General features: G+C 54.7%; 23 protein-coding genes. 7 read left to right on the top strand and 16 right to left on the bottom strand.

All coding sequences use genetic code 11. From position 1 onward, the window contains the following. Positions 1-99: 99 nt before the first annotated feature. The 4 genes from ABH899_RS23920 to ABH899_RS23905 form a co-directional block, all read right to left on the bottom strand. On the bottom strand, positions 100-648 hold the full coding sequence (locus ABH899_RS23920) for a hypothetical protein (protein WP_370001096.1): 549 nt from the start codon (positions 646-648) through the stop codon (positions 100-102). Between the two features lie 118 nt (positions 649-766). Beyond that, the gene (locus ABH899_RS23915; RefSeq protein WP_370001094.1) at positions 767-2,290 is read right to left on the bottom strand and encodes a DEAD/DEAH box helicase; all 1,524 of its coding nucleotides are present in this window, start codon (positions 2,288-2,290) and stop codon (positions 767-769) included. A 152-nt stretch (positions 2,291-2,442) separates the two neighbouring features. Beyond that, on the bottom strand, positions 2,443-3,024 hold the full coding sequence (locus ABH899_RS23910; protein WP_009676277.1) for an RNA polymerase sigma factor: 582 nt from the start codon (positions 3,022-3,024) through the stop codon (positions 2,443-2,445). Between the two features lie 223 nt (positions 3,025-3,247). Continuing rightward, the gene (locus ABH899_RS23905; RefSeq protein WP_370001092.1) at positions 3,248-4,165 is read right to left on the bottom strand and encodes an alpha/beta hydrolase family protein; all 918 of its coding nucleotides are present in this window, start codon (positions 4,163-4,165) and stop codon (positions 3,248-3,250) included. 140 nt (positions 4,166-4,305) lie between these two features. Between ABH899_RS23905 and ABH899_RS23900 the strand changes: the two genes are divergently transcribed. Both ABH899_RS23900 and ABH899_RS23895 read left to right on the top strand, forming a co-directional pair. Then, the gene (locus tag ABH899_RS23900; protein WP_009676279.1) at positions 4,306-4,563 is read left to right on the top strand and encodes a DUF2573 family protein; all 258 of its coding nucleotides are present in this window, start codon (positions 4,306-4,308) and stop codon (positions 4,561-4,563) included. Between the two features lie 57 nt (positions 4,564-4,620). After that, entirely contained in the window at positions 4,621-4,869 is a 249-nt protein-coding gene (locus ABH899_RS23895) for a YkuS family protein (RefSeq protein ID WP_370001090.1), read from the top strand. A gap of 106 nt (positions 4,870-4,975) precedes the next feature. Here ABH899_RS23895 and ABH899_RS23890 read toward each other — a convergent pair whose 3' ends face one another. Together ABH899_RS23890 and ABH899_RS23885 are read right to left on the bottom strand one after the other, a co-directional pair. Continuing rightward, entirely contained in the window at positions 4,976-5,752 is a 777-nt protein-coding gene (locus ABH899_RS23890) for an SDR family NAD(P)-dependent oxidoreductase (RefSeq protein WP_370001088.1), read from the bottom strand. Positions 5,753-5,980: 228 nt separating this feature from the next. Then, positions 5,981-6,436: a chemotaxis protein CheX gene (locus ABH899_RS23885; RefSeq protein WP_370001086.1), complete on the bottom strand. Its 456-nt coding sequence runs from the start codon at positions 6,434-6,436 to the stop codon at positions 5,981-5,983. 405 nt (positions 6,437-6,841) lie between these two features. Between ABH899_RS23885 and ABH899_RS23880 the strand changes: the two genes are divergently transcribed. From ABH899_RS23880 to ABH899_RS23860, 5 genes are all read left to right on the top strand, one after another. After that, positions 6,842-7,621: a TIGR01457 family HAD-type hydrolase gene (locus ABH899_RS23880; protein WP_016423550.1), complete on the top strand. Its 780-nt coding sequence runs from the start codon at positions 6,842-6,844 to the stop codon at positions 7,619-7,621. A 249-nt stretch (positions 7,622-7,870) separates the two neighbouring features. After that, positions 7,871-8,773, top strand: a complete 903-nt coding sequence (locus ABH899_RS23875) for a LysR family transcriptional regulator (RefSeq protein WP_009676241.1) — start codon at positions 7,871-7,873, stop codon at positions 8,771-8,773. 11 nt (positions 8,774-8,784) lie between these two features. Then, positions 8,785-9,591: a histidinol-phosphatase gene (locus ABH899_RS23870; RefSeq protein WP_009676254.1), complete on the top strand. Its 807-nt coding sequence runs from the start codon at positions 8,785-8,787 to the stop codon at positions 9,589-9,591. Between the two features lie 620 nt (positions 9,592-10,211). Then, complete coding sequence (locus tag ABH899_RS23865; protein ID WP_370001085.1) at positions 10,212-11,192, top strand: cation diffusion facilitator family transporter; 981 nt, start codon at positions 10,212-10,214, stop codon at positions 11,190-11,192. 143 nt (positions 11,193-11,335) lie between these two features. Continuing rightward, positions 11,336-12,334, top strand: a complete 999-nt coding sequence (locus ABH899_RS23860) for a zinc-dependent alcohol dehydrogenase family protein (protein ID WP_370001084.1) — start codon at positions 11,336-11,338, stop codon at positions 12,332-12,334. A gap of 122 nt (positions 12,335-12,456) precedes the next feature. Here the strand turns inward: ABH899_RS23860 and ABH899_RS23855 are convergent, their stop codons facing one another. The 10 genes from ABH899_RS23855 to ABH899_RS23810 all read right to left on the bottom strand — a co-directional run bounded on the left by ABH899_RS23855 (position 12,457) and on the right by ABH899_RS23810 (position 24,882). Beyond that, a complete protein-coding gene (locus tag ABH899_RS23855) occupies positions 12,457-14,832 on the bottom strand; it encodes a polysaccharide lyase 8 family protein (protein ID WP_370001083.1) in 2,376 nt (791 codons plus the stop codon). A gap of 81 nt (positions 14,833-14,913) precedes the next feature. Continuing rightward, complete coding sequence (locus ABH899_RS23850; RefSeq protein WP_370001082.1) at positions 14,914-15,792, bottom strand: MurR/RpiR family transcriptional regulator; 879 nt, start codon at positions 15,790-15,792, stop codon at positions 14,914-14,916. 77 nt (positions 15,793-15,869) lie between these two features. Then, a complete protein-coding gene (locus ABH899_RS23845) occupies positions 15,870-17,330 on the bottom strand; it encodes an arylsulfatase (protein ID WP_370001081.1) in 1,461 nt (486 codons plus the stop codon). Positions 17,331-17,346: 16 nt separating this feature from the next. After that, complete coding sequence (locus tag ABH899_RS23840) at positions 17,347-18,186, bottom strand: carbohydrate ABC transporter permease (RefSeq protein WP_009676265.1); 840 nt, start codon at positions 18,184-18,186, stop codon at positions 17,347-17,349. Beyond that, complete coding sequence (locus ABH899_RS23835; protein ID WP_370001078.1) at positions 18,183-19,100, bottom strand: carbohydrate ABC transporter permease; 918 nt, start codon at positions 19,098-19,100, stop codon at positions 18,183-18,185. The genes ABH899_RS23840 and ABH899_RS23835 overlap by 4 nt, the downstream gene beginning before the upstream one ends. Then, on the bottom strand, positions 19,084-20,379 hold the full coding sequence (locus ABH899_RS23830; RefSeq protein WP_370001076.1) for an ABC transporter substrate-binding protein: 1,296 nt from the start codon (positions 20,377-20,379) through the stop codon (positions 19,084-19,086). The genes ABH899_RS23835 and ABH899_RS23830 overlap by 17 nt, the downstream gene beginning before the upstream one ends. Before the next feature lie 247 nt (positions 20,380-20,626). After that, positions 20,627-21,511 carry an EamA family transporter gene (locus tag ABH899_RS23825; protein WP_370001074.1) on the bottom strand — a complete coding sequence of 295 codons (885 nt, stop codon included), beginning with the start codon at positions 21,509-21,511 and terminating at the stop codon, positions 20,627-20,629. 155 nt (positions 21,512-21,666) lie between these two features. Beyond that, positions 21,667-22,437: a succinate dehydrogenase iron-sulfur subunit gene (sdhB, locus tag ABH899_RS23820; protein ID WP_009676242.1), complete on the bottom strand. Its 771-nt coding sequence runs from the start codon at positions 22,435-22,437 to the stop codon at positions 21,667-21,669. 2 nt (positions 22,438-22,439) lie between these two features. After that, positions 22,440-24,212: a succinate dehydrogenase flavoprotein subunit gene (sdhA, locus tag ABH899_RS23815; protein ID WP_218228107.1), complete on the bottom strand. Its 1,773-nt coding sequence runs from the start codon at positions 24,210-24,212 to the stop codon at positions 22,440-22,442. Further along, complete coding sequence (locus tag ABH899_RS23810; protein ID WP_009676260.1) at positions 24,205-24,882, bottom strand: succinate dehydrogenase cytochrome b558 subunit; 678 nt, start codon at positions 24,880-24,882, stop codon at positions 24,205-24,207. The genes sdhA and ABH899_RS23810 overlap by 8 nt, the downstream gene beginning before the upstream one ends. Positions 24,883-24,897 lie beyond the last annotated feature (15 nt).

Raw genomic sequence — 24,897 nt, 5'->3', positions numbered from 1 at the left:
AAGCATGACGGTTTACACTATAGCAATTCTTGGAGCCGCGGCGTTTTAGGGGGGTCCGTTCCAAGTGCAACCGGTAAAATGATGAAAAAAAGTCTCACTCTACCGGAGAGTGAGACCAATCACGACGAAATCAGGGTCAAAACGGACATCCTTGATATGCACGATGGAAGGCAGATACGAATCCAGCGAAATCGAAACCGGCGCGAGGGATACCAATCCCGGCGGCACTTCGAAGTTCCGGATATGCGTGCCCGTATGCGTTACGGTCAGTTCTTTGCCTGACCAGGCCAATTTAAACGTCATCTGCGCCCCGACAGGCACCGTATTTTTCCATAGCAGATTCACATCCGCGGTCAGATCCTCGCCGCTTCGTGTAAAGTCGGCTCCGGTTATCGTTACATCGGGCGATACCCGCGCGTGTTTGGCGATCGCCTTTTTGCCGAGCTGATTGAGTTCTTCATTGGACAGCCGGACTTCGGGCTTCTTGCTCCTGATGATATCCACCAGTTGGCTTTCCAGGGAAAGTTCCGTGTAAGCCAGATCAAGCTGCTGCTGAGGTTTGATATACGTTAAGAGTCCCCAGGCCGCCAGCCCCGCCGCAACGGCCAGAACGAGCAGGACCACGATTATACGCCGGATGATTTTCATGTTTATTCCCTCCTTGCCGTAATGACGCGTACCCCCTATTTACCCAGCGGACTCCAAATGAAAAAGCCGGTTCAACCCGAACCGGCTTGGAGTCTTATACGCGATGCTGCAGCTCCGGTTATTTCCCGTCTCCGTCTCTTTTGGCTTTCAGCCATTTCGGCGCGCCTTTGTTCTTCCGGTCCTGGGCGGTCTCCTGCTTGCGGGCGGCCTTGCGCGAGACCGGCTGCTGCGCGGAGCCTCCGCGTGCCGCTCCGCCGCGTCCCTCGCCCGCACCGCTGCGGGAGGCTGCGCCCGCGCTGCCGCGTCCCGTTCGGGCCGACGCGCCGCTGCGGCCGCTCTCTCCACGGCGATCCGTGGAGAGGCGCTCCCCGTCCGCGCCGGCAGTCCCGCCGCGGTGCGCCCCCGCTTCGCCGCCGGACGCGTGCTGGGCCGTGCCCGAAACACGGGCTCCGGCGCCCGCGTCATCCCGGCGCGGTGCGCCGCGGAAGCCGCTGCGCGGGCCTTGGCCGGCATCGACCACCCGGCCCTCGTACATCTCCTTCTCGTCGATGGAGATGCGCAGAGCCTTGCGGAACTTATCGATGATGAAACGCTCCTTCGGAGCGACGATCGAGATCACGGTTCCGCTGCGCCCCATCCTTCCGGTACGCCCCGCACGGTGCAGGTAGTACTCGGCGTTAAGCGGCATGTCGAGGTTGATGACATGCGTCACTTCCTCGATGTCGAGCCCGCGGGCCGCGACATCGGTAGCCAGCAGCAGCTGGAACTTGCCTTCGCGGAACGACTGCATGACGTTCGCCCGCTGCTGCTTGCCCGCCTCCCCGTAGAGCGCCTCCACGGACAATCCGAGGTGCTGCAGCTTCGATACGACTTCCGACACGTCGGCCGTCGCATTGACGAACACCATCGCCTTGGGCGGCTCGTACAGACGGATGATCCGGCGGAGCGTGTCGATTTTATTACGGGCTTCGCAGTTAAAAGCGAGATGCTCCAGCGTGGACGCCGTACGCTGATCCGGGTTGATCCGGATCTCGGCCGGGTCATTCATCAAGTTTTCCGCCGCTTGCCCGATCTCCGCGGGAATGGTCGCCGAGAAGAACAGCGATTGGGACGAGCGCTGAAGCGCTTTGAAGATCGAATAGACTTCTTTCATGGAGCCCAGCTCCAGCACGTGATCGACTTCGTCCACGATCAGCGTGGACACATGATGCACGTTCAGCTTACGTGCCTTGATCAGCTCGTTAATGCGGCCGGGAGTTCCTATAATCAGGTGTGGAGAACCTTTTTTGAGTCTCTCTACCTGCCGGGCCAGGGCCGCTCCTCCGATCAGAGCTTGGCACTTAATAGGACCGTCGCCGATCAGATCTTCCGCCACGCGCAAAATCTGCATGCCGAGCTCCCGTGTCGGAACGATGATAGCGGCCTGGACATGCTTCGCGTTCACATCGATCCGCTGCAGGGCCGGAAGCAGGAAAGCCAGTGTTTTGCCCGTTCCCGTTTGCGACTGCACAATAGCGTCCCGTCCCGTGAGAATGAGCGGGATCGCCTCGGCCTGAACGGCCGTCGGTCTGCCTATCCCCCGTTCCTTCAACTTTTCCGTCCAGACGGGGGCGATTTGCAGCTGTTCAAAATTGTCGTACATGAAGAACCTCTTTTCTGTATACCGTTGTTGTTTGTCTACATTATACGCGAGGAAGCTCCCGGGAACAAACCGGGGCATGCAAAAAAGGATGAGCTGCGGAGCCTGACCGCACTGCCCACCCTTAACGGCCCTATCCGGCCTGCATGGAGCGCTTATCTGAGAAAATCCCATTCTTCCAGCAGCATTTGCCGGATCGCCTCCCGCGCACGGTAAAGACGCTGCCGGATGACGCCTTCCGTCACGTTCATCTCTTCCGCCATTTCCTTGTAAGACATGTTATGAACCACTTTCATGGCCAGAATCTGACGGTAAGCGGGGCTGAGCTGGTTCACGTAATGGTTGATCGCTTCCTGCATGATCTTCAGCTCAACTTCCTTCTCCAGCGGGGTGCTGCCGGCCTCGTAAGCCGGGGCCGTTTCCCTCAGCGTCAGCGTTATCTCCGAATCCAACTCGTTGCGGTTGCGCTTATGCTTCTGCAAATAATTGAGCGTCACGTTGCGTGTCAGCTTCTTGAGCCAGCCTTCATATTTCTCCGTCTCCTTCAGTTGAGGAGCCTTGTCGATAGCACGGAGAAACGATTCCTGAATGATATCCTCGACTAAATTGTGATCCTGGAGGATGAAATAAATGGTCGGATATACCATCACATGAAATTCTTTATATATTTTTTCCTGAAGGCTTTTGTCCAGGTGGAAATAATTCGATGTAAACAAATGAATCATGTACTTCGACATGAGACATCCCCCTTATGTAAACCATTCCTAAAACTCATATTAGGCTATACCGAGGGAGTTAACAATATTAAACAGCAAAAAAATTCATTATATTTAAAGAAAAAGCTTACATTTCTATCCAAACATGCTTCTAAGTCTCATTTCGGATAAAATCAGGCGGGATAACGTCATTTTGCTCGCCAAAAAAGGAGATTTTTTTCTATTTCAATTTAGTAATATCAAGCTAGTTTCCTTCTTTTTTACTTTTCTTCCCTTCTATTTCAATTCTTTTTTGCTCCATCCAGCGGAAAACTTCGTCCAGCGCCACTTCGTCCATTTCCTTCGGAAAACGGTGTTCCAGCCCTTCGTAAATAAGCATGGTGTGATCTTTGCCCGCATGTTCAAGCGCTGCGGCCAGCTTGTAAGCATGCGAAATTTTAACCTGCGGATCGGCGGTTCCGTGCACGATCAGCACGGGAGACTCGATAAGGTCGGCCCATCTGGCCGGAGACCTGCGGATATATTCATCCGCCTGCTTGAGGGGATGGCCGACGACCCGTTTGAGCATACGCCGCAAGTCGACCCGCTCTTCATACGTGTCGTGAAGGTCGCTGACGCCGCCCCATACGACGACGGGGCCGACTTCCTCGCAGTCTCTGGCGGCCAGCAGCGCCATCAGCGCGCCGCGGGAGAAGCCGATCAGCGAGACCGGTACGGAGGCGACTTCGGGCAGATCTCTCAGCATCAGCAGCCCGTGATACACATCGTACCGGTCCTCTCCGGCAAAGTCCTCGCGTCCTTCTCCTCCTTCGTTGCCGCGGTAGAAGGGCGCGAAAACGACATACCCCCGCCGTGCCATCGAAACGATCCGGCGGATCCGCACCATTCCGACGCCCCGGATGCCTCCCCGGCAGTAGACGACCGCCGGCAGCGGTTCCGCGTGATCCGGCACGGCGAGATAGCCTTTGACGCGAAGTCCCTGGGCCGCGTACGTCACGACGTACAGCGAGACGTTTCTCGCGTGCCGGGACAGCAGCTCCCGCTCCAGGAGCTGGCCGTCTTTAAGGCTTCCCGTTTCGTTACCGGCCGCGCGTACGGCAGGCGACAAGGTGACCGGCGAGAGGGTGCTGATTTTTTTCCCCGATTGAATGGATTCCGACATGCTTGTTCAGCCTCCTTGTATGTATATATCCTGAATGTAGTTGCGGACCGACCCGGGACCCGTGGTGAAGGAAACTTTACAGTCCCCATGGCTTCCGATAGACTGGGAGTATCTTATTTTCATACGGAAGGAATGATCTTATGAGTCAAGAATTCGAAAACGAGTTTAACGCCCTCGTATCCAAAGCGGCCGAGCTGTTGACCGGGGACGGTTCCTCCGAAATGACCGAGAAAATAAAAATCTGGGCCGTCTATCAACACTTACATAAAGCGATGCCCGCTCTAACGAATCACTGGAACGGCTCGCACCCCGACGCCAAAACGCAAGTCCGGGCCATTTTCGAAGAAATCCGCGATCTCAACGAGCAGCAGAAGGCAAGCCGGGCCAAACCTGAATAAGAATTCGTCCACGCAGCCACAATAAGCCTGAGATCCCTTATAAAGGAGCGAAGGCATATGTCTAAAATCGCAGTCGAAGACAGCTTATCCAGTGTGAAGCAGGCCCTGCAGAGCAGCGGCTACGAAGTTACCTCGTTAAATCAGGCGGACGGAGCGTCCTGCGTGGTCATTTCCGGTCTGGACCAGAATTTGATGGGCTTCGAGGATGCCACCACCTCCGCTTCCGTCATCAATGCTCACGGCTTAACGGACGAAGAAATCGTCCAGGAAGTCGGCAGAACGACCGGGCAAAACCAGGGCTTCTGATCAGCGCAAACCGTCCTTGGTTTTCTTGCCGCACGTTTTTCCCATGGTTTCCATGGAACCGATTAAAAAAGCGATTCTCCTGCAGGAGAGCCGCTTTTTTTCTGGGTTATTTCTTGTTCAGCATGCGCTGTGCGGATTTATCCAGCAGACGGGGAAACAGCGAATACAGCTTCGTGCCGATTCCCGCTATAAAAGGAAGGTCAATCTCCGCCTTCTCTTTCTCGACCGCGCGGATGATCGCTCCGGCCACCCGCTCCGGCTTCAGCATGAACCAGCTGATGTTCTTGACGTAATTCCCCGTAGGGTCCGCCCGTTCGAAGAACGGGGTATCGATCGGACCCGGATTAACGGCGCTGAGCCGGACACCGGTTCCCGCCAGCTCCTGGCGAAGCGAATTTGTCAGGCCGAGCACGGCGTGCTTCGTCGCGGAGTATCCGGAGGACTTGGCCGACCCGATTTTGCCGGCCATCGAAGCGATATTGACGATGTGGCCCGAGCCCGATTTGACCATGGCCGGAAGAACCGCTTTCGTGCAGCGGACGATGCCCATGTAATTCACATCCATCATCTCTTCGAACTGCTCCAGCGGAGCGTCCAGAAACCGTTCGAATACTCCGAACCCCGCGTTATTGACGAGAACGTCAATCCGCCCGTACTCGGCCAGAACTTCGGCGAAAACCCGGTTCACTTCGGCCGTATTCTGCACATCGAGCCGGTACACGCCGCATCCGCCGCCGATCTCCGCCGCCAGCCGCTCCAGCTTGTCCCGCGAGCGTGCCATCAGAACGGGCACCGCTCCGCGCTGCGCCAACGCACGCGCGGTCTGTGCGCCTATTCCGCTGGAGGCTCCGGTGACGACGACTACTTTGCCTTCTATATTCATGGATGTGCTTCTTCCCCTTCCGATGACGCTTGTAGGCTTAGTATACCTTACGCGGCTTTTCTTCACCAGGCGGAGGCGGGCAGGACAGATTTTATTCCGCTCGAATTTAACTCCCCAATTAAATTCTCTCGCTCCTCCCGCACCCCGTATCGGAGAAACTCGCGTCAAAAAAAGACTGCTTCAACAGAAGCAGTCGTTTGGCCGGTTCTCCAGCTTGGTCCGGTTTAACTAAGCGAGAAGGACCTGAATATCCAGTTCGCCGATTCCGTCCATGAGCAGAGGAACCGTCAGCGCTTTCAGTGCATCCACCTCATGGACGTCTCCCGTGACGACCTTAGGGGGCGTAATGTCAACCTTGATGCCCTGATTGAACAAAATCGTACTGGCGTTGCCGCTGATCATGTTTCCGAGTTCGGAAATCGCACTGTGTCCCATTTCGTCCAGCTCGGTCAAAATAAATCCGCCCATCATAGCGGAAACCATCCGAAGCGCCGTTGATTCTTCAAAACCGAAGCGTATGTTTCCTTGCATTTGACCGGTCATACCGATTTGTATCCATACATAACGTTCGATAAAGTAAATATCTTTGACAGACAATTTACCGGTAGTCGGACGCACGTTCGCGACTTGTTCGATGACAATCCGCGCGGATTCCAGAAAAGGATTGATGTACTCCGCTTTCATGTGCTCTTTAACCCCTTTACCAACATATAGGAACAAAAATTGTTTCACAAGGCGATAAAACCATTCCTCCGGTTTAGGCACTCATGTCGGATTTTTTCGAACCAAACTTACACATTTTTCTACATTATATAGTAAAAATCGTTGTCCGTATACTTCTTTTGTCCTATTTTATCCATGTCAGCTTTGAGTCTTTTTTATCATTGGACCTATAAAGCGGGGCCAAACAGGAAGAGAATCGTGCGGCGGTCCTATTCCCCGTTTTGGGATTTTACGGATAGCGCGGGGATAGAGCAAATCAGTCTTTTACCGGATTAGACGCCGCCGAACCTCTTTGCACGTCATAAATGACCGCGCTTGTGAGGAAGCATTCCGTTTGGTACGATGAAAGGTGAGGTGAACAAAAACATGCACGGATTTTTGATTGATTTGGATGGCACCCTGTACAAAGGGAACGAAGCCATACCGGGCGCGAAGGAGTTTGTGGAGCTGCTCAATAAGAACGGCCTCCCTTACCTCCTTGTGACCAATAATTCGTCCCGCTCCCCGGAACACGTGGCCGGCCATTTAAACGGGATGGGCATAGACGTCGGGCCCGACCGCGTATACACGACGGCTATGGCTTCCGTTCAGTATTTGCTCGAACACGGAAGCGGCAATCGCGTTTACTGCATCGGCGAAGAAGGACTGCAGAGCGCTCTGCTGGAAGCGGGGTTCGAGCTCACCGACAAGGAGCCGGATTATGTCGTTCAAGGTATCGACCGGCAGCTGACCTACGACAAGCTGGCTTCGGCGGTCAAGCACCTGCTGGGCGGCGCCCGGTACATCCTGACGAACCCGGATCACCTGCTTCCGTCTGACAGCGGCCTGATTCCCGGAGCCGGCTCCATCGGCGCCCTCATCCGGACCGCTTCCGGCGCCAATCCGGTCGTCATCGGCAAGCCGTCGCCGGTCATTATGAACTATGCCCTGGCCCGACTGGAACTGCAGGCGAAAGACACGTGGGTGATCGGCGACAATACCGCAACGGACATCGGCGGCGGAATATCGGCCGGCTGCCGGACCGCTCTCGTGCTGACAGGCCTTGCCACGGAGGCCAATGTCCGGGAGCACATTTCGAAGTCCGGGAACGAGCCGGATCTGATTTGCCGAGACCTGCCTCATTTTTGGAACAGTCTTATGAAATAGCCCGGCCCGACAGCCTGGAAATGAGACAACTCCTTTTATTACAGAGAAACGGGAATCTCCCCTTGACAAAGAGCCCCGTTTCTCCCCCTCTTTTTGTAACCGGGATTGAAATGATCCCCCAAAACCCGATTGTCATTTATTTACATCCGATCATTTGAACTCTCCCCGGCCATCCTTTATAATAGAAAGAAAATTAAGTTATCTCGTTATATGTTTCGATAAATTTTACTTATAATCGGAGGGCTGCCCATGAATCTCAATCAATTGGAGACGCTCATCACGATTTCCAAGACGATGAGTTTCCGTAAGGCAGGCGAACTTCTCAACCTGACGCAGCCGGCCGTGTCTGCGCAGATTAGAAGCTTGGAAGAAGAGTTCGGGACGATTCTGATCGACCGCAACCAGCCTGTGACGCTGACGGACAGCGGCAAGCTGTTCCTGGAGCACGCCGAAAGAATCCTCCGCACTGTCGAGGATTTGAAACAACGGTTGGCCGATCTGAGCCAGACTCCCCAGGGCCATATCCATATCGGGACAACCACGTCCATTGCCATGCAAATTTTACCGCGGGTGCTGTTTTATTTTCAGGACCAGTTCCCTTTAATCAAAACCACCATTCATTCCATGACCTCTTCGCAAATTATGGCCAGTGTCGACAACGGCAGTGTAGATATCGGCATTTCGTATCTCTACGAAAAGTATCCGTCTCTGGAGGCTTCCGTCCTGTACTACGACACGTTCGAACTCATCGTATCCACCAGTCATCCGCTAAGCCGGTACTCTCATATTTCCATCGAGAAGCTGCGCAATCTGCCCTTTATCATGCTATCGCCGGAAACGGCGGGACGCCGATTCGTCGATCAGGTGTTCAAAACGTACGATATCAACCCGCAAATCGTGATGGAGCTGTCAAGCAGCGAAGAAGTCAAACGGATGGTCGAGCTGAATCTCGGCGCCGCCATCATCTCGAAGTTGTCTGTCGTCAACGATCTCGACCACGGTACGCTGAAAATGTTGAAAGTAGACGAGTTAGATATCACTCATCCCGTCGGCGTTGTGTACAAATCCGGCCGCTACCTCAACTCCGCGATGCACCAGTTCCTGCAGGATTTGAAAGGAATGCCGGAAACCCAATTTCTCGGTTCCGAATAGGAGGGCTACTTATGAAATTCGATCTTCATACGCACAACGAAAGATGCGGGCATGCAACGGGGACCATCCGTCACTACGTAGACGCGGCGGTGGAAGCGGGCTTGTCCGTGATCGGCATTTCGGATCATTCCCCTTATTTTTACAGCGAGCAGGACCAGTTGTTTCCCGGAATCGCCATGGCCAAAAGCGCCTTCGCCGCCTATGTGGAAGAAGTGCTCGGCCTGAAGAAGGAATATGCGGGCAAAATCGAAGTGCTGCTGGGCGTCGAATCCGACTTTTTCCCGGAGCATCTGGACCTGTACCGTTCCATGTATGAGAAATTCCCGTTCGACTATATTATAGGTTCGGTCCATCTGTCCGGCGGCGTCAGTATTTTTAACAAGAACCGGTGGAAAGGGCTTGACGACGCTCAGCATATCCTCCATAAAGAGACCTACTACGATCTGATCCAGCAATCGGCAAGAGCCGGATTGTTTCAGATACTGGGTCATATCGACGCGATGAAAGGATTCTATCCCGCTTTCTCGGACATTCCGACTCCCAAAGTGGACGAAACCCTGAAAGTCATCGCGGATGAGGATGTGGCGATCGAAATCAACACTTCCGGCAAAACCAAAACCGTAGGCGGATGGTATCCGTCCGATCTTATTCTGGAACGCGCCCTCCATTACGGGGTTAAAGTCACTTTCGGCTCAGACTCTCATGTTCCCCAGCGTGTTGGCGACGACTTCGAACTCGTAAGCAAGCGGCTGAAAGAAATCGGGTTTAAAGAATGGTGTTTCTTCCGCAATAAAGAGCGGGTTCTCGTTACCCTGTAATACCCGTCGCATTTCATAAAAAGACATAAGAAAACCGGCCGTCAATCGGCCGGTTTTCTTTAATTCCGTGAGCTGTGATTCCGGATGATCCGCAGGAAGTCGGCCCATAAAGCCGACAGTTCCCTGCACGGGCCATCCGGTTAGGACTGCCTGAAACAGCTTCTCCGTCCCAACGGAGATCATACAGGAAAAAGGCGTCTGCAAGATCAGAACCAGTTCCAAACAGGGAGCAGCGTGCTCATTTACTGCGGCTTCCGGGTACATTGCGGCGTAAGCAGCAAGTCTCCAGACAAAAAAAAAGCAGGCTTACCAACGGGGTAAGCCTGAAACGTTGTATATTAAAAAGGGGGTCTTGGTTATTATAATACCTCCCTTACATTATAGGAACGTAACAGAAATATTTCATTTATGTAACAAAATTGAAAGCGTTCTCTTATATTCCGACGGCAACTTCCCCGGTTTCGGCAGCATTCGCCTATGAAAAATTCCTTTTGTCTATTTCATAGAACAGCCGTTGCAGGATTCCGGGACGTGACGTATAATTCCAACAGAACAACCTGGTGAAGAGTCTACTATCGTCCGTTCATCCATATAAAAAAGCCGGAAAGCAGGTACAAGCCATGACCGATTTTCACCATCTTGACCATGTAAAGGAACAATCCACGTCCAAGCGTACGCTTTGGATTACTCTTCTCCTCACCTTATTTTTCACCATTGTTGAAGTTGTCGGGGGGATTATGTCGAACTCCCTCGCCCTGCTCTCGGATTCCGCGCATATGATCTCAGACGTCATTGCGCTCGGACTCAGCATGACCGCCATTTACCTGGCCTCCCGGAAACCTAACAGCCGCTATACATTCGGCTTTCTGCGGTTCGAAATCATTGCCTCCTTCCTTAACGGGCTTGCCTTGGCCGTGATCGCCATCGGAATCCTTATCGAGGGAATCAAGCGGTTTTACGAGCCGCAGGAGATTGATTTCAAACTTATGCTCATCATCTCCTCCATCGGGTTCGTGGTCAATCTGGTGCTCACGCTGGTTCTCCACCGCAGTATGGAAGAAGAGGAGAATCTCAACGTCCAGAGTGCCTTGTGGCATTTTATCGGAGATCTGCTCAGTTCCGTAGGGGTTATTATTTCGGCGGTGATCATTTATTTTACGGGAATGCTGTGGTTTGATCCTTTGATCAGTATCGTAATCAGCTGCATTATTTTCATCGGAGGCAGCCGGATCATTAAGGAATCTTTCCTCATTCTGATGGAATCCGTTCCCGCCAAGTTCAATCTGGAGGAAATCCGCCGCGATATCGGCAATGTCGAAGGGGTCGAAGATGTGCATGAAATGCACCTTTGGGCGATCTCGACGGATCATTACTCTCTGACCGCGCACGTTTTTATCGACGACAAAATCCAGCCGTTCTGCATCATCCTCGCCATTAACGAAACGCTGAAGGAAAAGTACGGCATTACGCATTCCACCATTCAGATGGAGCATGCGGGTATTCATCCTCACGGCGAATACGGCCGGGAATTTCTCAAACACCGGGAAGAGAAGCATCAGGAAGATTCTCCGGCTCCCGTTCAAAAACAAGCCATGACGTGAGACGACATGGCGCGCAAACACCGGAATCCCTTGCAAGGGGTCCGGTGTTTTTCGCGTTAGCCGGGCTTGTACCATTCTCATGCCGGGTGTTTTATAATGGATCTAACGTACCCATACCAGCCAACCTATCGGAGGTGCTTCCCATGAAAGCAGTTCTTCTCGAAACATTCGGCGCGCCGGAATCGTTCTCCATCGGAGAAATTCCGACCCCGGCCGTCCGGCCCGGACACGTGCTTATCCGCGTCGCCGCCAGCGGCGTGAATCCGATCGACGCGCGGATCCGCCAGGGCTTGATGCCGAATCTCGCTCCGCCCGCTCCCGCGGTCCTGCACGGCGATGTAGCGGGCACCGTCGAAGCCGTGGGCGAAGGCGTGACGAAGTTCCGGCCCGGCGACGAAGTGTACGGCTTCGCCGGCGGCTTCAAGGGCTTCGGCGGCGCACTCGCCGAATACATGCTGGCCGATGCGGAGCTCATCGCCCGCAAGCCCGCCTCGCTCTCGATGAGCGAGGCGGCGGCCCTGCCCGTCGTGGCGCTCACCGCCTGGCAGGGCCTGTTCGACCGGGCGCGGCTTCAGCCCGGCCAGCAGGTTCTCGTGCATGCCGCCGCAGGCGGCGTCGGCCACATCGCGATCCAGCTCGCGAAATGGGGCGGCGCCGACGTCTTTGCGACGGCATCCTCCGACGCGAAGCTGGACATCGCTTCGCGGCTGGGCGCGGACGGCGTCATCAACTACCGGACGGAATCGGTAGAAGATTACGTCCGCAGATGCTCGGACGGCGGCCAGGGCTTCGGCGTCGTGTTCGACACGGTCGGGAAGGACAACCTCGACCGTTCCTTCGCCGCCGCGCGCACAGGCGGCCATGTCGTCGCCATCGCCGCCCGCTCCACGCATGATCTCAGCCCGCTTCATGCGAAGGGGTTGACGCTGCACGTGGTGTTCACCGTGCTGCCGCTTCTGACCGGCGTCGGCCGCAAGCATCAGGGCGAGACGCTGGAGCGTCTTGCGCGCCTGGCCGACGAAGGGCATCTGCGCCCGCTGCTGGACGAGCAGCGGTTTACGTTCCGCGACGCGGCGGGAGCTCACCGCCGCCTGGAGTCGGGCAGCGCGATCGGCAAGGTCGTGCTGACGAACGATCTATAAGGACGTGCGGATGAACGACCTGTAAGGGCATGCCCCCGGATGCAGGCTGAGGCTGCGGCGGCGGGCGGTAAACTACTCATGATAAAAGAGCAGGTTTCGCAATCGTTCCCTCACGGATTTAGCTACTTTTGGAGCCGTATTTTAAACGTCGCTCCGTTTGCCTTGTTCACGTTGACGTTCAACTTGATGACCGGGCTTAGCTGGGTAACCGTCACCCCGGCATCCGCGGCAAGAACAGCCGATGCGCTCCTGTTAATTTGCAGAGGAATACTGCCCGTGTTCGTTTGAGTCGGATCGGCGGCGGCAATCTCGATTTCTGCGGAAGTTTCCGTGTAGACGACCGAAGCCTGTTTGCCGCTTGTCAGCAGATCCGTTCCGTTCACCGCAACCGACTTCGTGATGTTGTTCCAGAAATTCGCGGCAATCACATGTGAACTAAGATCTTGAACGGCTTGGGCATCGTTCGAATTTTCGAGCACGACAAGATCCGGATTTTCCGCATACGAGAGTGTTTGCGAAGCCGTTCTCCCGGAAAGAAGAACATACGCGTAGCTTGCGTTGGATGGGTTGATGCCATGGTTGAAAGCAAGACTCAAAAAGGAGTTCGTAACCGGTGTTGTCGGGCTGTCCTTATTGATATTCCGCCAAGAGCCCGTTCTCGTTTCCCGTAATCCGTCTATTGAGGGGAGTTGAGGAAAATAGTAGCCGATATCCGAATTCACCGTACTCCCCGCTAAATGAACCCATCTCACGCCCGCCATGGACTCCGACCATCCGGTCTGTCCCGGTTTGGCCCCTCCGTTGACCGTGAAACCATTCGTTCCGCCGCTGTCCAATTTGCGGTTTTCCACAATTGTTTCGATTTTACGCCCCGAAGCGCTTGAAATCCCCGTTCCCAGCGCAGCGACTTTGTCTCCCAGCAGAAACCAGGATTTTCTGCCTGTCAGATCGGTTCCGATGCCCGACAACCGCATACCCACTGCGGCCGCATTTCCGCTGGAGGCCCCGCCAACGAAATTGTAAGCCGATGTGCTTATATTTCCCTGATTGTCGGTAAGAGCACCGGAATCCACCGTTGTGCCGGGCAATCTGTACGGATTCACGGTCGGCCAGTAGTCATTGGAAAATTGGGTAAGATCGCCGTTGTACAGGTACGTCATTCCGTCTCCCGTGTGCCAGCCGCGCAAATTTTCGGTTCCCCCCGATTCGTACCGGGCTATGCGGCTCGAAGACATACTGATTCCAAAAGCGAAAGCCGGCCCCCTCTGGACAGCCCTGTCCATTTTAGGGAAAATTTTCGTCAGTTGACCGGCAGGAGCCGGGCTAACCGCAGAATCGTTCAGAACCGATTTGAGCCGGATGATATCGTCGGCAGGCAGACCCGCATAATAGGAACCGAAGCTCGTATCCTGCTGGACCCAGGCTTTTACCAGACTTTTCAGTTCTGCCTGTTTGGCCGCCGGTGCCGACAACGAGAGCCGGTTAACCGAAGCGACGATATCTCTTCCCATCTCGTGGTCCTGCTGATGCTGTCTCGATATCGCCCTGCCTCGTACCATATCCATGGCGGCGCCTTTATATATAACAGGCAGGAAGGAGTCCTGCACCCAGTTGTACACATTCCCCAGGTTTGAATCCGTTACCTGCCATGAAGAGCCGCTGAGTACATACAGAAGCCGTGACATGCCGGCCAGAAGCACCCGGCCGTAGCTTGCCGTATAGGCGATATTGGTATGCTGGATAAACGATCCGTCCCGGTAAAATCCGTCCCCATCGGTGACATAGAGAAAGATCTGGCTTAAGGCGTCCCGGCCTTGGGCCAGTTTTCCGCCTGTTTTGCCCAGAATTCCCCGTATCGTAACGACTTGGGCTTTATCCGACCGGTTGGCCCCCGTTTCGGTCAATGTACTGTTCAGGCGCTTGGTCGGATCGGGAACGAATTTATCGACCGCGGCGATATAATTCGCAAGCCGGACGGAGCCGAGTAGATCGTAGACCAATACCGCGGCATCGTTCAGCGCCTGAGGAGTCCCGATCTGCCAGTCCCACCAGTTGTCGGACTGGCTTTTGTTCTCGTTGTATATGCGGCTGTACATCCAATCGAGACCGTCTACGATGTCGCTTCCGAGCTCCGCGCTGCCGTATAGGGAAGACCCGGGCGTCGAATAGGCGCCCGCCAAACTTTTCAGCCGGTTGTAAGAGGCTGTCATTGTCTTGGATGCGCTCCAATCCGCAAGATCCGGCCACAGAAACGTGCGGCCCGCGCTTTTATCGAGCGACGCCCAGTATCCGCCGGCCGTTTCAGCCGAAACGGCCACTTGGGCCGCGATATCGGGGTCGCCTGCAGGGTAGTTACCGCCGGTGAGCAGGTTTTTCCATTTGATACGCAGGCTGTCAAATTCATCGGAGGCTTGGGCAGGTTGAAAACCGGCCGCTCCCGACAGCAGGACCAGCAGCAGAACCATGCCTATTTTTGCGGCGCGTAAGCGGTGAATCATCTTTTCCACTCTCCTTTTTTTCCATAGAAAAAGAGACCCTATTCTCGAAAAATAGCGTCTCCAATGGTATGGTCAACTTATTTAATTGTTCTGGGAATCGCCTTCCCGCCCCGGATGCAGGCTCTGGACCGCCCGCTTGGTTTTCTCGATGGAAGCGAGGCTGCTCTCGTAATCCCGTGAAACCAGCCCGACGTACAGCAGGTCGATCACATACAACTGGGCGATCCGCGAGCTCATGGCGCCCTGCCGGAAGTTCTGTTCCAGCGTGCTTGTGAACAGCTGAATGTCCGAATGCTCCGCAATGGGATTAAGCCCCAGCTGCGTCAAGGAAATAACCGTCGCGCCGTTCCGTTTGGCGATCCGCATCGCATGCAGCACCTCCGCATTTTCTCCCGTATAGGAAATGCAGAGGGCGGCGTCATCCGCGGTCAGATTCGCCGCGATGATCGCCTGCATGTCTCCGCTGTATCCGGCTTCGCACCACCGATTGATCCGGGCGGTCTTGTGCTTGAAATCTTCCGCTACAACCGCGGAGGCCCCGATCCCGAACAAGGCGATTTTTCTGGCGCGGGATAACACTTCGATGGCTTCATCCATAACTTCGGCCGAGAGGATAGCGAGGGTGTCCTGGATCGACTTGACGCTGTTGTGCGCCACGGACTCCATCAGCTCGCCCGTCGGGCTGCCGACGTTAACCTGCTGGAATTCCGCATTCTCCCTGGCGGGGACAAACAGGTCGGCGGCTATTCTCAACTTCAGCTCCTTGAACCCCTTGCAGCGGAACTTGCGGGACAGACGGACAATCGTAGCCTCGCTCGTTTGCGTGAGCCCGGCCAGTTTCTGCACGGATATATGGACCATGTCCTGCGGGTGGTCGAGAATAAACCGGGCGACTTTCTGCTCCATTGCCGTCAGCGAGTCGAAGGTTTCGTCTATGACAGTCAGTATGCCTTTGATCATGCTTTTCACGTCCTTAACGTGCGGGTTCAATCCCGTGCTTGTCTTCCCCTTTACTTTAGCGGCCCGTTTCCGAAAGCTCAAGTCCGAAGCAGGCTCATCCGCTTCTCGTAATGAGGGGAAACGAGATAAGGCCTCCCGGCCTGCGGCGCGAGCTTGCCGTTTTCGGTCAGCCCCGCATTGCGGCTTTCCAGGACAGCGATCAGCCGTTGTCTCCACATGTCCAGATCCTCCCGGTATTCGGGACAGCCGGACACGTCGCGGGTTTCTTCCCGGTCGCCGCGAAGGTCGAAGAGCTGCTCTTCATTCAATCTGGGAAACCAGATATATTTCATTTCCCCGTCCGTTACATACTGCATCTCCTGTTCCTCGGCGTAACAGGTGCTGTGTTCCCCGTGTACGAACCGGCGCTGCGCCCGCTCTCCCCGGATCAGGCCGAGAAGGCTTACCCCGTCGACCGTATCCGGGATTCCGGCTCCGGCCGCTTCCAGGAGCGTCGGCATAAGATCCTGAAGAACGACGGGAGCCTCCACCTTCTTCAGCCGGGTTTCCTGCCCGCCCCCCGGCAGTTTGACGAGCAGGGGAATATGCGCCGATCCCTCGTAGGCATACGTTTTACGCCATAAATGGTGATCTCCCAGCATATCCCCGTGATCCGAGGTGAACACGATCAGCGTCTCGTCCAGCAGCCCCGTCTTCCTTAAGTGAAAAAGCAGCCTCCCGATCTGATGGTCAATATGGTGGATGGACCCGTAATAGCCCGCTCTTGCCCGGTGGATTTCCTCCGGACTCCGGACGCCCCGCCAGGCGTCCGGTTTGGCGGCGTCCTCAGGCACGTTATGGCGCCCCGCCCAGTCTCCCATGAACGGCTCCGGCAGCTTTTTGCCCCGGTAGAGATCGAAATAAAAAGAGGGCGCGTCGTAAGGCGAGTGCGGCCTTGCAAACGACGTCATCAGAAAAAACGGCCGGCTCGGATCTCTTTTCTCCAGAAATTCGATGGATCGGTTGACCGTCCAATTCGTCGGATGCAAAAATTCCGGGGCGTGATAAGGCCTCGCCATCCAAGAGTTCCAGTCAATACCGTGATCGACGATTCCGTAATCGCCGGTCTTGTTGGCATCGAACCAGGCTTTGTAATCCGACACGAACCCCGGTGATTCCACCCGGCCCGATTCATCCAGTACCGTGTTGTGAAAACCGTTCAGCAGACGCTGGGGATGAAAGTGCATCTTGCCCACGCCCTGTGTGTGGTAGCCGGCCCGGCTCAGCTCGCCCGGCAGCGTGTGGGCAAATCCTCCGCCCATCGGGCCCTCGCCTCCTCCCATCCCGAGCACGCCCGTATTCCACGGGTCCATTCCCGTCAGCAGGGACGCCCTGGCCGGAACACACGAAGGCGACGGCGTATACGCATTCGTAAAGATCGTCCCTTCCGAAGCAAGCCAGTCCAGATTAGGCGTCTCGATTACGGAGTTTCCGTAGCAGCCGAGCGTATCCCAGCGCTGCTGGTCCGTCATTACAACCAATACATTCGGTTTTTGCACGATGGCATACCCGCTTTCAGCTTTTTATTCCCGTCAGGGCAATGCCTTGAACGAAGTATTTTTGAAAAAACAAGAAAAGCAGCAGAAGCGGCAGCACTGCCATGCAAGCGGCCGCCATCATAAGGGGATACTCCGTGGAAAATTCCCCTACGAAGCTTGATACCGCCAGTGACAGAACACGCATTTCATCCGAGCTTGTAAACAACAGCGGCCATATAAAATCGTTCCAGGACGCCATGATGACGAAGATCGCCAATGCGGCAAGGCCCGGCTTCGACAGCGGGAGGTAGATGGACCGGTAAATGCGGAAAAACGAACTGCCGTCTATACGGGCCGCCTCTCCGATTTCCTTCGGAATGGACATGAAGAACTGCCGGAGCAGGAAAATGCCGAATGCGCTGGCAAGTCCCGGTACGATCAAGGCATAGTAGGTATCCAGCCAGCCGAGCTGTTTCATGACGACAAAGGCCGGAATCAGAATAATCTGCTGCGGGATCATCATGTTGGATAAAATAAGCAGAAACAAGACCCTTTTGCCCGGAAAACTCATCGTCGCGAACGCGTAGGCCGCCAAAGAGCAGAACAGCAGCTGACCGGCGGTTTTAACGGCCGTTACCATAAGCGTGTTCAAATAATACCGGGAAAATCTGGTTTCCCTGAACACTTCCAGATAATTATCGAATCTCAGTTTTTCCGGGATCAGAACAGGCGGGGCCTGCATCGATTCGGCGAATGTTTTGAGCGAAGTGTCCAGCATCCACAGAAAAGGCAGCAGCATAATGGCCGCTCCGGCAATAAGCACGGCGTGCAGTACCATTTTCGCGAAGGGCACCCTCCGCTTTTCAAGCCGGCTCATTGATAGTGCACCCACTTTCTTTGCAGTGCCATCTGCACCAGCGTCATCGCAAAAATGAGAACGAACAGTACGACCGCCTGAGCGGAGGCGTATCCCATGCGGAACAAAACGAAGCCCTGATCATACATGTTGTAGACGACCGTTCTAGTCGCCTCCAGCAGAGCCGCATTTCCTCCGGTCATGACGAAAACCAGATCAAACACCTGCAGAGCGTGAATAACCGAGATCATCAGAACGAAGAAAAGGCTCGGCGACAGCAGCGGAAGGGTGATCCCGAAAAAAAGATACCGGGCCGAAGCTCCGTCCATCCTGGCGGCTTCATAGTAGGAGCCGGATATTCCCTGAAGCCCCGCCAGCAGAATGACCATGTTGTAGCCGACGGTAGACCAGACGGAGACGATCATAATGGACAGCATCGTGTAAGCAGGGTCCGAGATCCAATTCGGCTGGGGCAGATGCAGCCAGCCCAGGATATAATTGATCGGCCCGAATTCCGCGTTGTAAAGCCACTTCCAGATCATCCCGACCGCCGTAGACATTGTAACAACGGGCAGGAAGTACATCACCCGGTACAGAGACACTCCCTTCATTTTCCGGTTGAGGAGGACGGCTAATGCCGTGGCAAGAACCACGGAAACAGGGACGGTTACGATGCTGAACGTGGCGGTGTGAAGGATCGACTGAATAAATTCCTTGTCTTTCAGAAGGGCGGCATAATTCAGAAGTCCGTTGAAAACCGGTGCGGTCAGCCCGTTCCACTTGGTAAAGGACAGGACCAGGGAGGCGGCTGCCGGAAACAAGTGAAAGACCGCCAGACATAAGAACGCCGGAGCGATGAACAGATAAGCCCAGGCTGCTTCGATCCGGTAGTGCGCCCAGCCCCCGGCGCGGCTGCGTCTATTGGTTTTGTTCATTCGCGAGTATCCCGTTCATTTTCTGCGCGGCCGCCTGAAGGGCCTCTTGTACGGACTTCTTGCCGAGGAACGCGCCGGTCACTTCCTCCGTGAGGACCTTCTGCCATTCGGCCGTGTTTTTGGAAACGGGGTAAGGAGCCGTATGGTTAAGCGATGAAACGAAAGCGTTCATATCCAGAGCCGGAATCGACTTTGCCCAGAGATCGACGTTTTCCGTGTAGGCGGGGAAGTTAATGCCGTTCTTCGCCAGCAGCCCGGACCCTTCCTTACCGGCAAGCACTTTGAGGAGGTCCCATGTCTCTTGGGGGTGTTTTGTTTTATTGTTGATTACCCAGCTCGATCCGTGTACGTAAAAGCCCTGCTTCGCGCCCTTCGGCAGAGGGGCAACCCCGAGTTTGCCGCCGAGCATCCGGTTCAGGTTGTACGCGTCGAAAGACCCGCCCGGATACATGGCCGCTTTGCCCGAGCCGAAAATCTGCAGCGCCTCCGTATCCAACTGCTGTTGGGCGCTCGGAGAAATCCCTTCGTCCATCAGCGATTTCATAAACTCCAGCGCTTTCCGGGTTTCCGGGAGATCCAGACCGGACTTGGTGCGGTCTTCGCTGACGACGGAACCGCCCGCCTGGTAAATAAGCGGATAATAGCCCACCTGATCGGCGTTTACCGCAATGTAGCCGTATGTTTTTTTCTCCTTGTCCGTCAGTTTGGCGGCATTCGCTTTAAGCTTCTCCCAGTCCCACGTTTCGTCGGGGTAAGGGATTTTGGCCTGATCGAACAATTCCTTGTTATAAAACAAACCGAGCGATCCCAAATAATAAGGAATCCCGTAAGAATGCTTGTTGTACTTGTAAAGCTCGGTGATCCCCTCCGGAAAAACGGCCGTATCCAGCTTGTCTTTTTCTATGTAAGGCTGAAGGTCCGTCAGTAAGCCCAAAGCGGCAAATTTGTAAAAGTTAGGCCCGTTCATCATTAAAATGTCCGGCCCTGCCCCTCCGACGAGGCTTGTCTGCATTTTGGTCCAGTAATCCTTGTTAGGCGTAATAGTAATCTGGACGTTCACGTTGCTGTGCGTTTTTTTGTAGATCTCGATGGTCTGATTCAGCGTATCTTTCAGCTTCTCATCCCAGACGGCCAGATTCAACGTAATCGGTTCCTGCGAAGAAGCGCCTGCTTTTTCGCTTTGCGCCGTACTTTCGGCTTCCTGCGAGCAGCCTGCGGCAATCACCGCCGTCAATGCAGTCAAGGGCACTATTGCTTTCCATCTTGTTTTCCTTCTCATGACCAACCCTCCAAGTTGTAGGTTCGCTTTTGCTGCGAGCTTCCAGTGGACTGGTCGGCCGGCTGAACAAAACGGTTTGTAATATTTATTTCACCATTATACTATATGAGATAAATATTATTTCGTTTCATTTTATTCCGACTTTTCCTACCCGTCAAGTATTATTTAACAAAAAAAGAGCCGAAACGCTTATGCGTTCCGGCTCTTTATGGGTTTTTGTAACGAGAATCGATCGGCCGTAGCCCCATCAAGTCGGCTTAAGTTCCCCGGCTTTTCCTCTCCGCAGATGAGGATAAGCGATGCCGACAAGGATGAGCAGGACACCCGCCCACTGCACCAATGACACGCTTTCCTTAAGCACGGCTGCCGAAAGCACGACGGCTACGGGCAGCTCGGCCGCTCCGAGAATGGAACCCAGACCGGTCCCCAGCTTCGGCATGCCGTAGTTAAAGCATACGGTCGGAATCACGATCCCGAAAACTCCGACGAGCAGCGCATATTTCCAGAGTCCCTCTCCGAGCGCGCCGTTCCATATAAAACTCGGCGTATGATAAACGAATACGAGAAGAAGCCCTCCCATATTCATCATCAGGGTCCGGTTGATGGCCGGCACTCCCGTGCTCACCTTGCCGCTGAAATAAATAAAACCGGTGTAGGTCACGGCGGACAGCAGGCCAAGCACCACTCCGACTACAGGTAAATCGATGGAGCCGAGATTGGCCACGCCGGATGCCAGCCCCGTTCCGATCAATAGCAGCACCAGGGAGACCGCCTTCGCGCGGCTTGGTCTTTTGCGTTCCAGCACCGCTTCCAGAATGACGCCGATCCACGTGAACTGGAACAGCAGCACGATGGCGATGGAGGCCGGAACCGTCTGCAGGGAATTGTAATATAAAATGCCGGTCGAACCGGTCGTCAGCCCCACCATAAGCAGCGGCACCCATTGCCCCGGCTTCATTTTATGGCGGGAGAGCGTCAGAACGAGTACGAGCGAGATCAGCGTGCCGAACAAGTTCTGGGCGCCTACTACCTCACCCGGCTCGAAACCCGCGTCATACGCGAATTTAACGAACGTAGAGAGCATCCCGTAACTGCATGCTCCCAGGAATACAAGAATAATCGCTTTCCACATGATGGGATCCCCCTTCTCTCTTTCCGAACTAAACGGCGTGGAACGCTTTATTTCATTAGCATGCCGCAGGTTTTCTTTTCATAACAAAAGCACTTCCGCGCGGGAAAAGCTGCGCGGAAGTGCCGTATATTTCATAATATGCCAGGTTGGCGTGCTTACATGCCCAACCATTTTTTGAACAGACGTTTCGTGGTGTCCTTGTTCATTTCCGCGATGGAAGTCGTGAGCGGAATGCCTTTCGGACAGGAACGCACGCAGTTCTGCGAGTTACCGCAGCCCTCGATGCCTCCGTCTTCCATCAGCGTATCGAGACGCTCGTCCTTGTTCATTTCACCTGTAGGGTGGGAGTTGAACAGGCGGACTTGCGAAACCGCGGCAGGACCGATGAAGCTTGTCTTCTCGTTTACGTTCGGGCAAACTTCCAGACATACGCCGCACGTCATGCACTTGGAAAGCTCGTAAGCCCATTGACGCTTCGATTCCGCCATACGCGGTCCCGGACCCAGATCGTACGTACCGTCGATCGGAATCCACGCTTTCACTTTCTTGAGGGCGTTGAACATCCGGGTGCGGTCGATAACCAAGTCTCTTACGACCGGGAACGTACGCATCGGTTCTACGCGGATCGGCTGTTCCAGCTTATCGATCAAGGCAGCGCAGGCTTGGCGCGCTTTGCCGTTGATGATCATGGAGCAGGCGCCGCATACTTCCTCGAGACAGTTGGACTCCCAGCAAACCGGAGTCGTTTCGCCGCCGTCCGATTTTTTCGGATTGCGCTGGACTTCCATCAGTGCGCTGATCACGTTCATATTCGGACGGTACGGGATTTCAAACTCCTCTTTGTAAGGAGCCGATTCCGGGCTGTCTTGACGGGTGACGATAAACTTGACCGTTTTGCTTGGTACTGCAGTTTGCGCTTCGGCCATGATCAATGCCCTCCCTCTTTCTCTTTCTTCTTCTTGTCCGTAGTGTAGTCGCGTTTACGCGGTGCGATAAGCGATACGTCTACGTCCTCGTATTCGATAACCGGACCTTCAGGGGTCCACTTGGCTTTGGTGGTCTTCAGGAAGTTATCGTCATCGCGTTCCGGGAACTCCGGCTTGTAGTGAGCGCCGCGGCTCTCGTTACGCAGAAGAGCGCCCAGCGTCATCGCTTCGGAAAGTTCGAGCATGTTCCAGAGCTGTCTCGTGAAGGCGACACCCTGGTTGTTCCAGCGGGCCGTATCCGTCATGTTGATATTCTGGAAACGTTCTTTATATTCTTTAATCTTGACGATCGTCGCTTCAAGATTTTTGTTGTAGCGCACGACAGTCATGTTCGAAGTCATCAGCTCGCCAAGCTCTTTGTGGATGACATAAGCATTTTCCTTGCCGTCCATTTTAAGCAGGCTTTCGTAACGATCGGTGTGCTTCTGCTTCTCGCGGTCGAACATGGCGGTGGACATATCTTCCACGTGCTTGTCGAGACCTTGGATATATTCGATTGCTTTAGGACCCGCTACCATACCGCCGAAAATGGCGGATACGAGGGAGTTCGCTCCGAGACGGTTCGCGCCGTGAACGGAGTAGTCGCACTCGCCTGCGGCGAACAAGCCCGGAATGTTCGTCATTTGGTTGTAATCGACCCAGATGCCGCCCATCGAATAGTGAACCGCAGGGAAAATCTTCATCGGAAGCTTCCGCGGATCGTCGCCTGTGAATTTCTCGTAAATTTCGATGATACCGCCCAGTTTAACGTCCAGTTCTTTCGGATCTTTGTGAGACAGATCCAGGTAAACCATGTTCTCGCCGTTGATGCCGAGCTTCAGGTCGTTACAAACGTGGAAAATTTCACGGGTCGCGATATCACGCGGAACCAGGTTTCCGTAAGCCGGGTATTTCTCTTCAAGGAAGTACCAAGGCTTGCCGTCTTTATACGTCCATACGCGTCCGCCTTCACCGCGCGCGGATTCGGACATCAGGCGAAGCTTATCGTCGCCCGGAATCGCGGTCGGGTGAATCTGGATGAACTCGCCGTTCGCGTAGTAAACGCCCTGCTGGTACACGGCGCTTGCTGCCGTACCGGTGTTGATAACGGAGTTCGTTGTTTTACCGAAAATGATGCCGGGACCGCCGGTCGCCATGATGACGGCATCGGAAGAGAAGGTCTGCACTTCCATGTTGCGCAGATCCTGGGCGGCAATCCCGCGGCAAACGCCGTCGTCGTCGATGACCGCGCCGAGGAATTCCCAGTGCTCGAACTTCGTTACCAGTCCCGCTGTTTCGAAACGGCGGACCTGCTCGTCGAGCGCGTACAGCAGCTGCTGGCCTGTCGTAGCGCCGGCAAATGCCGTACGGTGGTATTTCGTGCCGCCGAAACGGCGGAAATCCAGAAGGCCTTCCGGTGTCCGGTTGAACATAACGCCCATCCGGTCCATCAAGTGGATAATGCCGGGAGCCGCGTCGCACATCGCCTTAACCGGCGGTTGGTTGGCGAGGAAGTCGCCGCCGTATACCGTATCGTCAAAGTGCTCCCAAGTGGAGTCGCCTTCGCCTTTCGTATTAACCGCTCCGTTGATGCCGCCTTGGGCGCACACGGAGTGGGAACGTTTTACAGGAACCAGGGAGAAAAGCTGTACGGGCACACCCGCTTCCGCTGCCTTAATGGTTGCCATCAGACCGGCCAAACCGCCGCCGACGACAATTACTTTTGAATTAGCCATTGCTGGTCACCCCTCCGATCATTCCGCTAACGACAGGAAGCTCCTGAAATTGCGGGTCTTTAAATGCCACGAGAGATGCGATGAACATTACAGACATGACAAGGAACAAGCCGATCCAGATATAGGAAGACACGCGTTGGGCGCGTGGACCCACCGTGATGCCCCAGCTGACAAGGAACGACCACATGCCGTTTGTAAAATGGAAAGACGCGGCGATAACGCCGATTACGTATATGGTCAGCAAAAGAGGCTGAGATACGATGTCATGCATCGTCTGTCCTAAGCGTTCATGCTCTACGTTGCCGAGTGCCACTTGAAAACGCGTTTCAAAGAAATGCCATGCCACGAACAGGAAGGTAAGAACCCCCGTGATCCGCTGCCATAAAAACATCTGGTTGCGGAAATAGCCGTAACGGCTTACGTTGTTGCGGGCCGTAAACGCTACGTACAGACCGTAAACGGCATGGTACAGAAGCGGAATCCAGATCCCGACGATCTCGAGCACAAGCACGAGCGGCAGGCTGTTCAGCCAGTTGATTTGATCCACAAACGCTTCAGGTCCCTTAGTTGCTTCAAAGTTGGTAAGCAAATGCTCGATCAAGAAGAAACCAACCGGAATAACGCCAAGCAAGGAATGCAGCTTGCGGTTAAAATACGAGTTCTTGCCCATTAGTGATGCTTCCCC

The organism is Paenibacillus sp. RC84, assembly GCF_041260495.1.
Classification (GTDB): Bacteria; Bacillota; Bacilli; order Paenibacillales; family NBRC-103111; genus Paenibacillus_F.
The sequence above is the reverse complement of the archived record's forward strand: the minus strand, read 5'-3'. Positions and strand labels throughout refer to the sequence as shown.